The organism is Lysobacter koreensis (assembly GCF_042677045.1).
GTDB lineage: Bacteria > Pseudomonadota > Gammaproteobacteria > Xanthomonadales > Xanthomonadaceae > Lysobacter_K > Lysobacter_K koreensis.
Genome location: NZ_JBHTIH010000006.1, coordinates 68,493 through 79,906, shown reverse-complemented (window position 1 = coordinate 79,906; position 11,414 = coordinate 68,493). Strand labels below are relative to the sequence as shown.

12 protein-coding genes are annotated in these 11,414 nt (G+C 71.7%); 4 read left to right on the top strand and 8 right to left on the bottom strand.

Translation table 11 applies throughout. The annotated features are described in order from the left end of the window. Positions 1 to 63: 63 nt before the first annotated feature. Genes ACFQZQ_RS11785 through ACFQZQ_RS11775 form a run of 3 tightly spaced genes read right to left on the bottom strand, consistent with a single transcriptional unit; the run spans position 64 to position 2,194 of the window. Positions 64 to 996 (bottom strand): histone deacetylase family protein, encoded by a 933-nt coding sequence (locus ACFQZQ_RS11785; RefSeq protein WP_386812993.1) that lies wholly within the window; start codon positions 994 to 996, stop codon positions 64 to 66. A 1-nt stretch (position 997) separates the two neighbouring features. Then, positions 998 to 1,552, bottom strand: a complete 555-nt coding sequence (locus tag ACFQZQ_RS11780) for a cob(I)yrinic acid a,c-diamide adenosyltransferase (RefSeq protein WP_386812992.1) — start codon at positions 1,550 to 1,552, stop codon at positions 998 to 1,000. A gap of 21 nt (positions 1,553 to 1,573) precedes the next feature. Continuing rightward, entirely contained in the window at positions 1,574 to 2,194 is a 621-nt protein-coding gene (locus ACFQZQ_RS11775) for a DUF6580 family putative transport protein (RefSeq protein WP_386812991.1), read from the bottom strand. Between the two features lie 43 nt (positions 2,195 to 2,237). On the opposite strand from ACFQZQ_RS11775, the gene ubiH reads away from it, so the two are divergent. Beyond that, on the top strand, positions 2,238 to 3,542 hold the full coding sequence (gene ubiH / locus ACFQZQ_RS11770) for a 2-octaprenyl-6-methoxyphenyl hydroxylase (RefSeq protein ID WP_386812990.1): 1,305 nt from the start codon (positions 2,238 to 2,240) through the stop codon (positions 3,540 to 3,542). Continuing rightward, the gene (locus ACFQZQ_RS11765; protein ID WP_386812989.1) at positions 3,539 to 4,786 is read left to right on the top strand and encodes an FAD-dependent oxidoreductase; all 1,248 of its coding nucleotides are present in this window, start codon (positions 3,539 to 3,541) and stop codon (positions 4,784 to 4,786) included. Before ubiH ends, ACFQZQ_RS11765 begins: the two co-directional genes overlap by 4 nt. A 345-nt stretch (positions 4,787 to 5,131) precedes the next feature. Here the strand turns inward: ACFQZQ_RS11765 and ACFQZQ_RS11760 are convergent, their stop codons facing one another. The 5 genes from ACFQZQ_RS11760 to ACFQZQ_RS11740 form a co-directional block, all read right to left on the bottom strand. Then, positions 5,132 to 5,887 (bottom strand): EF-hand domain-containing protein, encoded by a 756-nt coding sequence (locus ACFQZQ_RS11760; RefSeq protein ID WP_386812988.1) that lies wholly within the window; start codon positions 5,885 to 5,887, stop codon positions 5,132 to 5,134. A gap of 97 nt (positions 5,888 to 5,984) precedes the next feature. Continuing rightward, entirely contained in the window at positions 5,985 to 7,061 is a 1,077-nt protein-coding gene (gene rlmM / locus ACFQZQ_RS11755) for a 23S rRNA (cytidine(2498)-2'-O)-methyltransferase RlmM (protein WP_386812987.1), read from the bottom strand. Positions 7,062 to 7,177: 116 nt separating this feature from the next. Next, on the bottom strand, positions 7,178 to 7,750 hold the full coding sequence (locus tag ACFQZQ_RS11750; RefSeq protein WP_386812986.1) for a nucleoside deaminase: 573 nt from the start codon (positions 7,748 to 7,750) through the stop codon (positions 7,178 to 7,180). Next, a complete protein-coding gene (locus ACFQZQ_RS11745; RefSeq protein WP_386813051.1) occupies positions 7,750 to 8,034 on the bottom strand; it encodes a hypothetical protein in 285 nt (94 codons plus the stop codon). Before ACFQZQ_RS11745 ends, ACFQZQ_RS11750 begins: the two co-directional genes overlap by 1 nt. 251 nt (positions 8,035 to 8,285) lie before the next feature. Next, positions 8,286 to 10,055: a glutamine--tRNA ligase/YqeY domain fusion protein gene (locus ACFQZQ_RS11740; RefSeq protein ID WP_386812984.1), complete on the bottom strand. Its 1,770-nt coding sequence runs from the start codon at positions 10,053 to 10,055 to the stop codon at positions 8,286 to 8,288. 251 nt (positions 10,056 to 10,306) lie between these two features. Here ACFQZQ_RS11740 and ACFQZQ_RS11735 point away from each other — a divergent pair, with 251 nt between their 5' ends. Beyond that, positions 10,307 to 10,573, top strand: a complete 267-nt coding sequence (locus ACFQZQ_RS11735) for a putative signal transducing protein (protein WP_386812983.1) — start codon at positions 10,307 to 10,309, stop codon at positions 10,571 to 10,573. 91 nt (positions 10,574 to 10,664) lie between these two features. Further along, positions 10,665 to 11,324, top strand: a complete 660-nt coding sequence (locus ACFQZQ_RS11730) for a glutathione S-transferase family protein (RefSeq protein WP_386812982.1) — start codon at positions 10,665 to 10,667, stop codon at positions 11,322 to 11,324. Positions 11,325 to 11,414: the final 90 nt, after the last annotated feature.

Below are 11,414 nucleotides of genomic sequence, written 5' to 3'. Positions count from 1 at the left end.
GCCGCTAGCTTGCCGCATCCCTCCGATGCCGGCAACGCGCGCGCCGCCGAGGCATTCATCTAGCTAGGGCGCGTGGCCGGCGGTCTGCGCGAGCAACGCGCCGACGTGGGCCACCGCACACTCGCGCAGCGCATCGAGGTCGTAGCCGCCCTCGAGCATCGACACGATCCGCCCCTGGGCGTGGCGGTGGGCGATCGCGAGCAGCTCGACGGTGAGCCAGCGGTAGTCATCGGCTTCGAGTTCGAGCTGGGCGAGCGGGTCGAGCCGGTGCGCGTCGAAACCGGCCGAGACCAACAGCAGTTGCGGCCGGAAGCCGTCCAGCGCCGGCAGCAGTTGCTGGCGCCAGGCGTCGCGGAAGCCGTCGCTGCCGGTGCCCGGGGGCAGCGGCGCGTTGACGATGTTGCCGACCCCGCGCTCGTCGCGGAACCCGCTGTCGGGGTACAGCGGCAGCTGGTGCGAGCTGAGGTACATCACCCGCGGGTCGGTCTCGAAGATCGCCTGGGTGCCGTTGCCGTGGTGCACGTCGAAATCGATCACCGCCACCCGCGCCAGGCCGTGCCGGTCGCAGGCGTGCGCGGCGGCGACCGCGATCGAGTTGAACAGGCAGAAGCCCATCGCGACCGAGCCGGTGGCGTGGTGGCCGGGCGGTCGCACCGCGCAGAACACCCGCCGCGCGCGGCCGGCAAGGACGTCGTCGACCGCGGCCACGCCGGCGCCGGCGGCGCGCAACGCCGCCTCGGCCGAGCCGGGGCCGAGCACGGTGTCGGGATCCAGCGGCATCGGTCCGTCGACCGCGGTGTCGAGCACCAGCGCCAGCAGCGCGTCGTCGTGCACGCGCAGCAGTTGGCCGCGGCTCGCGCGGGGGGCCTCCAGCCATGGCAGTCCGGGGAACGCCGCCTGCAGGGCCTGGGTCACCGCCTGCAAGCGCTGTGGCCGCTCGGCATGGGTGGCGCCGGGCTCGTGGCCGAGGCAGGCGGGGTGGCTGTAGATGCGCACGTCAGGCGTTGCGGCGGTCGTGGTTCCACAGCACTTCGCCGTGGCCGCTGGCGCGGGCCAGCACCCGGGCGAGCACGAACAGCAGGTCGGAGAGGCGGTTGAGGTAGCGGATCGCCTCGGGGCGTATGGCCTCCACGCGCGCCAGGCTGACCGTCTCGCGCTCGGCGCGACGCACCACCGTGCGCGCGACATGGCAGCGCGCCGCCGCGTCGCCACCGCCGGGCAGGATGAAGTCCTTCAGCGGTGGCAGCGCGTCGTTGAACGCGTCGAGGTGTTGCTCGAGCGCCGCGATGTCGGCATCGAAGATCGCCGCGTGGCCGGGAATGCACAGTTCGCCACCGAGGTCGAACAGCTGGTGCTGGACCGCGGTCAGCAGCGCCTGCACGTTGACCGGCAATTCGCAGGCCAGCACCAGGCCGATCGTCGAGTTGGCCTCGTCGACGGTGCCGTAGGCGTTGACCCGGGCCGAGTCCTTGGCGACGCGGTTGCCATCGCCCAGCCCCGTCGTGCCGTCGTCGCCGGTCTTGGTGTAGATCTTGGAGAGGCGGTTACCCACGACCGCGGCCGCGCTCGGCGATCAGACCGTCTGCGCGCGCAGCACCGGCAAGCGGTGGCGCAGCAGTGCGAAGCCGCCGAACAGAATCGCGGCGTAGAACAGCGTGCCCAACACGGTCCACTGGAAGAACGGCACGCCGGCCGCGTACGCCGCGAGCAGCCCGGCCAGGGTCTTCGGGTACATCGGGTCGCTGAGCCAGGCGCCGAAGTTGGTGACCACGAAGAACAGCACCGAGCCGAGCAGCGAGTAGCCCAGCACGCGTGCGCCGCTGACCTTGCCGCGCAGGCCGAAGCCCAGCACGCTGGTCAACGCGATGCACAGGTAGACCAGCCAGATGCCGGCGCTGCCGAACCAGCTCGCGTAGAGGCCGCCGTTGAGGCGCGCGAGCACCAGGTCGGAAATCAACAACCCCACCAGCGGTACCAGCACCGCCCAGCGCTTCGAGGCGAAGTAGGCGCCGCCGAACAGCGCGATCGCCTCGACCGGCGAGAAGTTCGGCGGGTGCGGCAGCACGCGGGTCAGCGCGGCGATCACGATCAGCGCGACCAGCACCAGCGGCCCGGCGGCGAATGAGGTGGTCGAAGCAGGCGAACCCGACACCGGCGAACGGGAGGCGGACGACGCGGAAGTTGGACGATTCATCGGATGCACGGTGCGTGTAGACGGGAGCCGGTAGCATAACGCAATGGCTGAAACCCCCCTTGCATATGCCGCTTCCGCGTCCTTGGATGCGCCTGCACAGCCCCGCCTGCACGATGTGCTGATCGTCGGCGGCGGCCTGGTCGGCGCCAGCCTCGCGATTGCGCTGGAACGCGCCGGCATTGACGTGGCACTGCTCGAGGCCACGCCCGCCGGCGCCCTGCCGGCGGTGTTCGACGAGCGCAACCTCAGTTTCGCCGAGGCCACGGTCAATGCGCTGACCGCGCTCGGCGTGCTGCAGAAACTGCGCGCGCCGACCGGGGCGATCGAGCGGATCCATGTCAGCCGGCGTGGCGATTTCGGCCGGGTCGCGCTGGAGGCTTCCGCCCACGGGCGTCGCGAATTCGGGAAGGTGGTGGTTGCGCGGGATTTCGGCGAGGCGCTGGAGGCGCGGCTGGCGGAGTTGCCCGGCCTGACCCGCTACCGGCCGGCGCGGTTCGTCGGCGTCGAGCCGGCCGACGCCGGGCACCGCGGCGTGCGCATCGTCGATGGGGCTGTCGATGGCGCCCCGGAGCGCGTGCTGTGCGCGCGCCTGCTGGTCGGCGCCGATGGCAGCCGCAGCGCGGTGCGTGCCGCGCTGGGAATCGCGGCCGACGAGCACGACTACGCGCAGACCCTGTTCGTGACCCGCCTACGCGCGCAGCGCTCCCCCGACGGTGGCGCCTACGAGCGCCTCGGCGACGGCGGCCCGACCGCGTTGCTGCCGCGCGGCGATCGCCACTACGGCCTGATCCATGGCGTGGCCAGCGGCGACGCCGAGGCGGTGGCCGCGCTCGACGAAGCGGGGTTCCTGGCGCGGGCGCAGCACGCGTTCGGCTGGCGGGTCGGGCGCTTCCTGGCGTGTGGCGCGCGCAGCGCCTACCCGGCGTTCCGGCTGCTCGCCCAGCGCACCACCGCGGCGCGCGCGGTGCTGGTCGGCAATGCCGCGCAAACGATCCATCCGCTCGGCGCCCAGGGCTTCAACCTGGGCCTGCGCGATGCGTTGACGCTGGCCGAACTGATCGAGGCGGCGCACGACCGCGATGCCGGTAGCGATTGCGGCGCGCCCGCCCTGCTGTCCGCGTACGAGCAACGCCGCCGCGACGACCGCGCGCGCACGGTGGCGTTTTCCGACGGCCTTGCCCGGTTGGCGTCGAACCCGTCGTCGCTGCTGCGCCCGCTGCGCATCCTGGGCCTGTTCGCGTTCGACCGGCTGCCGTCGGCGCAGGCCATGCTGGTGGGCGGCGCGATGGGATATCGCGGCGACGTGCCGGCGTTGTGCCGCGCGCCGCCCGACGGAGGCCGCGCGTGAGCCGCCGCGAGCTGCTCGACGTGGTCGTGGTCGGCGCCGGCGTGGTCGGTGCGGCCGCGGCGCTGGCGTTCGCGCGCGACGGGCTGCAGGTGGCGCTGGTCGAGGCGCGCGAACCGCCGCGCTGGCACGCCGCGCCGCCCGACAGCGCCGACATCGACCTGCGCGTGTACGCGTTCGCGCCCGACAACGCCGCCTTGCTCGACGACCTGGGCGTATGGCGCGGCGTGTGCGAGGCGCGCGCGCAGCCGTACCGCGCGATGCGGGTGTGGGACGCGGCCGGCGGTGGCGAGCTGGTGTTCGACGCCGACGCGTTCGCGCGCCGCGAGCTGGGCTGGATCGTCGAGCACGCGTTGCTGGTCGACCGGCTGTGGGCGGCGCTGCCGGGCGCAGGCGTGCAGCTGCATTGCCCCGCGCAGGTGGTGGGTCTGGAACAGGACCAGGATGCAGCGACGTTGCTGCTCAGCGACACCGGCAACACCGACGACGGTCCGCAGCGGCGGCTGCGTGCGCGGCTGGTGGTGGCCGCCGACGGTGCCGGCTCGAAGCTGCGCGCGCTGGCGGGCATCGATACCGCCGCGCACGACTACCACCAACGCGGCCTGGTCGCGTTCGTGCAGAGCGCGCAACCGCACCAGGCGACCTGCTGGCAGCGTTTCCTGCCGACCGGGCCGCTGGCGTTCCTGCCGTTTGCCGATGCGGTGCCGGGCGACGCACGCGGGCACTGCAGCTCGATCGTCTGGACGTTGCCCGAGGTCGAGGCGACACGGCTGCTGGCCAGCGACGAGGCGGCGTTCCGCGGCGAACTGGAATCGGCGTTCGCCGGCACGCTCGGCGCGGTGCAGTGGGTGTCGCGGCGCGCGGCGTTTCCGTTGCAGCGGCTACTCGCGCGCCGCCATGTCGCCGGACGGGTGGCGGTGGTCGGCGATGCCGCGCACGTCGTGCATCCGCTGGCCGGGCAGGGCGTCAACCTGGGGCTGCGCGACGTCGCCGCCTTGCGTGCGGCGTTGCGGTCGGCGCGTGCAGACGAGCGCGGCGGCGACATCGCCGCGCCGCAGCGGCTGGCGCGCTGGGCACGCAGCCGGCGCAGCGAGAACGCATTGGCCGCGCACGCGTTCGACGGGCTCAACCGCCTGTTCTCCAACGATGCGCTGGCCGCGACCGTGCTGCGCGGGCCGTTGCTCGGGCTGGCCGGCAAGCTGTCGCCGCTCACCCATGCGTTGTGGCGCCGCGCTGCGGGGCTTTGACACCGCGTTCCGGGCGACGATTGTTTGCATGCCTCTGTAGTGCCGAGCCTGCTCGGCACGCCGTTCCGGGCCGGTACTGCCGCCGCGCCCAGCCGACGCAGATTGGATACGGGTGGTGCCGAGGAGGCTCGGCACTACAACGACCAGTCCCACTTCGTAGCTCGCAGTGGTCGTAGCGCCGAGCTTGCTGGCGGCTTCGGTCGATTGGGCTGCGCGATGCGAAGCGGCCTCGGTCCTACGTCGGGCAACAAAACGCCCCGCACGAGGCGGGGCGTCGGGTCACATTGGATGAGGTTGCTTCAGCAGCCGACTGACGACTGCTTCCGTTCCGTCACCCGCCAGCGCTTACATCCAGCCCTTGAGCTCGGTCTGGCTGAGCTTGCCGTTGCCGTCGTTGTCGACCGCACGGAACTCGCCGGTCAGGGTCGCGTTCGACTTGACCTCGGCGCGGGTCAGGTTGCCGTCGCCGTTCTTGTCGAGTGCGGCGAAGTCGATCTTGTACTCGCCGACGATCGAGTCCGGCGCGCTCGAGGTGACCTTGACGTCGGCCTGCGCGGTCGCGGCCGGCATCGGCGCGGTCGGGGCCATGGCCGGGGTCGCCGGCTCCGGCGCCATGGTGGTGGCCTCGGCCGTCGCCTCGGCGGCGTTCTGGGCGCGGGCGGTGGCGTCGCTGGCGGCGGCGCTCGCGTCGAGCGCGGCGTCGGCGGCCTGGCGGGCCTCGACCGCGGCGGCGACCGGGTTGGCACCGTCCTCGGCGGCGGCCTGCGCGCCCTGGGCGGCGTGCGCGGCCTGCACTGCCTCGTTCGACGCGGCCTCCGCGGCGATCGACGACTGCGTGGCCGAGTGCGCGGTCACGGCGGCGGTGGCGGCGCCGGTGGCAGTCGCGGCGCCGGCATCGCGGGTGTCCGCGGCGGTTTCAGCCGCGGCTTGCGCGGCGGCTGCGTCTTCGCGCGCATTCTTCGCGGCGTTGGTGGCGGCTTCGGCCTCCACCGCGGCCTTCGCGGCGGCTTCGGTTTCGGACTGCGACTGGGCCATCGCGGTGCCGGTCAGGCCGAGCGTGGCGAGCAGCGCCAGGGTCAGTACATGGGTCTTGGTCTTCATGGTCAGCGCCCTCGCGGGTTTGGGGAGATCGGCCGACCGTAAACCCGGGCAAGTCAACCGCGTGTAAACGCGCGAAACGGCAGCTGAATGGGCGACGTTAACGTTTCGTTGCGGTCGCGAAGACGGTGATCTCCTCGCGGTCGTGGTACAGCTGCCGCGCGCGGATCGTCATCGGCCTGTGGGCCTGGTGCTCGAACGCCTCCAGGCAGATGCGGGTTTCTTCCCAGCGCTTCTTCATCGGCAGCTTGAGGTTGAAGATCGCCTGCCGGCACCAGTTCTGCTCGAACCACACCGCCATGCGGTCGGCGACCTTGCGCGGGCTCTCGACCATGTCGCAGACCATCCAGTCGAGGGTGCGCTTGGGCTGCCACTGGAAGCCGTCGACGCGCAGGTGGTCGACGCGGCCGCTGTCGAGCAGGTTCTGCGCGAGCGGGCCGTTGTCGACCGACGTCACCTTCATGCCGTTGCGCACCAGCACCCAGGTCCAGCCGCCGGGCGCGGCGCCCAGGTCGGCGGCCTGCATATTGTCGCGCACCAGCGCGCCGCGCTCCTCGTCGTCGAGCAGGGTCAGCAGCGCCTCCTCGAGCTTGAGCGCCGAGCGGCTGGGCGCGTCGGCGTGCATGCGCAGGCGCGGGATGCCCAGCGGCCACGGCGAGCTGTCGCGCGGGTGGCTGGTGGCCAGCACCGCGTGGTCGCCGTCGAGGAACACCACGTGCAGCCGCTGCCGGGTCGGGTCGTCGACGCGGGTCAGCCAGTTGGCCTTGCGCAGCGCCGGCCGCAGCGCGTTGCCGAACGCGCGCGCGAGCCCGGCCAGCGGCTTGCCGGCGTCGGAATCGGGGTACTCCAGCCACAGCTCGCCGAACGCCGACGGCGCGCGCGCGGTCGCGGCGAGGCCGTCGAGCGCGGCAAGGATCGGGGTGATCCGGTCGCGCGGGTCGAGCCCGGGCAGGTCGGCCAGGCGCAGCAATTTTTGCCTGGCGAAGATCAGGTTCGCGAACGGCAGCGCGCGCGACAGCGCCGCGGCGTCCTCGCAATGGAACTCGACGTAGCCGCTGCCGCGCTCGGTGCGGGCGTAGCCGGGGTGGCCGGCGAGGGCGGCGCGCTCGCTCAGTTCGGCTGCCAGTTCGGGCTCGAAGCCGGCGCGGCACCAGCAAAACAGGGCTTGGGTAGTCATCGGTGTCGGCTTCTGCAGGAGCGACGTCAGTCGCGACCAATTGAGTGAAGGTAGCGTGGGTCGCGACTGACGTCGCTCGTACGCCCGCAGGAAGTCCCCCGGGCGACAACAATGCGTCAGTAATGCGGGCCGCTCTGGCCGTACTCGCGCAGCACCGCGCAGGCGTCGTCGCGGTGCAGGTCGCGCACCACGGCGATGCCGCGGCGCTCGAGTTCGCCGAGCCAGTCCGCCGGCAGCGGGCCTTCGTCGAACTGCGTCAGCGCTTCGACATCCTCGCTGCGCGCGCCGATCAGCAGGCGGTCGATGCCGGCCCAGATCGTGGCGCCGTAGCACTGGCAGCACGGCTGCGCCGAGGTCGCCAGGGTGATCGGCCCGCTGCGTACGCCGGGTTCGGACTCGTTGAGCCGCGCGCGCTGGGTGCGTTGCTGGGCGAGCATGTAGGCCATGGTCTCGGCGTGCGCGAGCGAGCAGGCCTGCGGCAGCACCCGGTTGACGCCGACCGCGACGATGCGGTCGTCGGCATCGAACACCGCCGCGCCGAACGGACCGCCGGACTGGGCCTGGATGTTCTGCCGCGACAGGCCGATGGCGAGCGCCACCTTGGCCTCATCGCCGGGGTAGGCGCGCGTGGTGTCGACCCAGTCGTGCACCCACGCCGGTAACGTCAGGTGCACCTGGGCGTACAGCATTACTGCGCCACCGCGCCGCTGCCGGCCTGGCACTGGCCCTGCACGCACTGGCAGCCGCTGATTTCCTGGAAGCCGCAGACCGAGGCCATGCCGCTCTTCGCGCATTGCGCCTGCACGCCCTTGGGATCGGTCGGGCTGTTGACGTTGACGCAGGCGGGGAAATAGCCGCAGCAGTTGCCGACATCCTTCACGGTGCAGTCGGCGTCGCTCCTGCAGCTGCTGTCGACCTTGCCCGGCCTGGCGACGGACTCGGGCACGCGCTGCGCCGGCAACGGGTCGCTCATCAGCGGTGCCGGCTTGCTGCGCGGGGGTTGTTGCGCGGACGGGGCTGGCTCGGACGCGATGGGTGCGGGCGCGTTGCGCGCGGGAGCGGTCGGGGCCGCGGCTTCCTGCGCGGGTTGCGGCGCCGCCTGCGGTGCGATCGCGTCGTTGCCCGGCGTGGGCGCGGCGCACGCGGCCAGCGCGGCGACGAACATCAACAGCAACATCGACAGGATCAATGGACGACGCATGGCGCTGCTCCTTCTGAGGGAAATCAAGCCTTGGCGGCCCAAGTGTCGCGCAGGGTCACGCTGCGGTTGAACACGGGCGCATCACGGCGGTGGTCGCGGCGGTCGGCGACGAAATAGCCCAGCCGCTCGAACTGCAGCGCCTGTTCGGGCGCGACGTCGGCCGCGGACGGCTCGAGATAACCGGTCACGGTGCGGCGCGAGTCGGGATTGAGGTGGTCCTGGTAGGTCTTGCCGTCGGTGTCGTCGTCCGGGTCGGGCACCGAGAACAGGCGGTCGTACAGGCGAATTTCGGCCGCGATCGCGTCGCGCGCGCTGACCCAGTGGATCGTGCCCTTGATCTTGCGGTCGGCGCCGGCCATGCCGGGACGCGATTCGGGATCGAGCGTGCCGCGGATCTCGACCACGCGCTCGCAGTCCTTGACCACCTCGTCGCAGCGGAAGATGCCGGCGCCGCGCAGGCGCACTTCGCCGCCCGGGACCAGGCGCTTGAAGCCCTTCGGCGGCACTTCCTCGAAGTCCTCGCGCTCGATCCACAACGCGTTCGAGAACGGCACGCGGCGGCTGCCGAACGATTCGTCCTTCGGGTGGTTGGCGAACGTCAGCGTCTCGGCGTGGTCGTCGGCCAGGTTGGTGATGGTGAGCTTGAGCGGGTCGATCACCGCCATCCGCCGCGGCGCCGCGGCATCGAGGTCCTCGCGCAGGCAGCCTTCGAGCACCGAGAAATCGATCAGCGAGTTCTGCTTGCTGATGCCGATGCGGTCGGCGAACAGGCGCAGCGACGCGGGCGTGTAGCCGCGGCGGCGGATGCCCTGCAGGGTCGGCATGCGCGGGTCGTCCCAGCCGTCGACCAGGCCGGACTGCACCATCGCCATCAGCTTGCGCTTGCTCATCACCGTGTAGTTGATGTTGGCGCGCGAGAACTCGATCTGGCGTGGCTTGCTGGCCTCGTTCGGCAGGCCTTTCGCGAGCAGCGGGGCGAGCAGCTCCGGCGTGTGCGCGAGGTCGACCTTGTCCACGCACCAGTCGTACAGCGGGCGGTGGTCCTCGAACTCGAGCGTGCACAGCGAGTGGGTGATGCCCTCGACAGCGTCGGACAGCGAGTGCGCGTAGTCGTACATCGGGTAGATCGGCCAGGCGTCGCCGGTGTTCTGGTGCTCGACCTTCTTGATCCGGTACAGCGCCGGGTCGCGCAGGTTGATGTTGCCGCTGCTCATGTCGATCTTCGCGCGCAGCGTGCGCGCACCGTCGTCGAACTCGCCGACGCGCATGCGCCGGAACAGGTCGAGGTTCTCGTCGACACCGCGCTCGCGGTACGGCGAGTTGCGGCCCGGCGAAGTCAGGGTGCCGCGGTACTCGCGCACCTGCTCGGCGCTCAGGTCGCAGACGAAGGCGTCGCCCTGGCGGATCAGCTTCTCGGCGGCCAGGTAGAACACCTCGAAGTAGTCCGAAGCGTGGCGCAGCTCGTGCCACTCGAAGCCGAGCCAGCGCACGTCGTCCTGGATCGCGACCACGTACTCGGGGTCTTCCTTGGCCGGGTTGGTGTCGTCCAGGCGCAGGTTGCAGCTGCCGCCGAATTCACGGGCGATGCCGAAGTCCAGGCAGATCGCCTTGGCGTGACCGATGTGCAGGTAGCCGTTGGGCTCGGGCGGGAAGCGGGTCTTGATCGCGCCGTGCTTGCCGCTGGCAACGTCCTCGCGAACGATCTGGCGGATAAAATCCTGTTTCGCCGATGGCAAGCCATCGGCGGCGTTTTTCTCGGCCGGGACGGCGGCGGGAGCGGGGGAGTCGGGCATTGCGGACATGCGGCGCGGCACTGGCGTGGGAGACCGGGGAGTTTAGCCGCTGGCCGCGGCGGCCGCCGTCATCGAGCGGCCAAGCAAATCTCCCCCGGCCCCTTTTTTCCAAAGAGGGGAGACCAGCCGGGAGTGCTGTGGGAGCGGACATCGCCGTGCTCCCGCCTTTGCAAAGGCAGGGCTGGGGAGGATTTGCTTTGGCCGTTCACCCCAGGCGTATGCTGGCTCCAGGCCTGCCCTGGAGTGCGCCGATGAAAGTCGTCTACGAAGCCGCCAACCTGATCGACGCGCACCTGGTCCGGCATGCGCTGGAGGAGACCGGGGTGCCGGTGTTCCTGCGCGGCGAGGCCCTGCTCGGCGGGATGGGCGAGCTGCCGCTGTTCGGGCTGGTGGCGGTGTGCGTGCCCGAGAGCGCCTGGCCCGAGGCGCGCGCCCTGGTCGAGACGCTGCCGATCGCGATGCCGGCGCTGGGCGCGCAGGACGAGGACGACCCGGGGCCGTTGCCGCAGCCGGCGTGATCTCGCTGGGCCGACCGCCACGCGCTTGCCGGCGGACCCGGCGAACGCGAGCATGGCCGCCTGCCTATCCTGGCTGGTCGCGGAAACCGCCATGCCCCTGCTGATCATCGGCAACAAGAACTACTCCTCGTGGTCGCTGCGGCCGTGGCTGCTGCTGCGGCATTTCGGCATCGCGTTCGACGAGCACCTGCTCCCGCTCGACACGGCCGCGTTCCACGAGCAGATCGGGCGCTGGTCGCCGAGCCGGCGCGTCCCGGCGCTGCACGACGACGGGCTGGTGCTCTGGGATTCGCTGGCGATCTGTGAGTACGCCAACGAACGCTGGCTCGCCGGCCGCGGCTGGCCGGCCGCCCTGCCGGCGCGCGCCCAGGCCCGCGCGGCGGCGGCGGAAATGCATTCGGGGTTCGCGGCATTGCGCGGGCAGCTGCCGATGAACTGCCGCCGCCAGCCCGACGCCTACCGCTGGGACGCCGCGGCCGACGCCGACATCGCCCGCGTGCAGCAGCTGTGGGCGTGGTTGCGCGAGGCCCATGGCGACGGCGGCGACTTCCTGTGCGGTGGCTTCGGCATCGTCGACGCGATGTTCGCGCCGGTCGCGATGCGCTTCATCGGCTATGGCGTGGCGATGGACGACAACGCCGCGCGCTACGTCGACGCGCTGTGCGCGCTGCCGGCGATGCGCGAATGGCGCGCCGCGGCCGAAGCCGAATCCGCCCGGGTGGTCGATACCGACGCGTTCGTCCAGGCCTGAACCGCGCTCGGCGCGCTGGCCCGCGCCGCGGCTTCGGTGGCACTGCCGTCCATCGCCCTTGCATCCGCGCGCCGCGGTCCCACTTCTTCT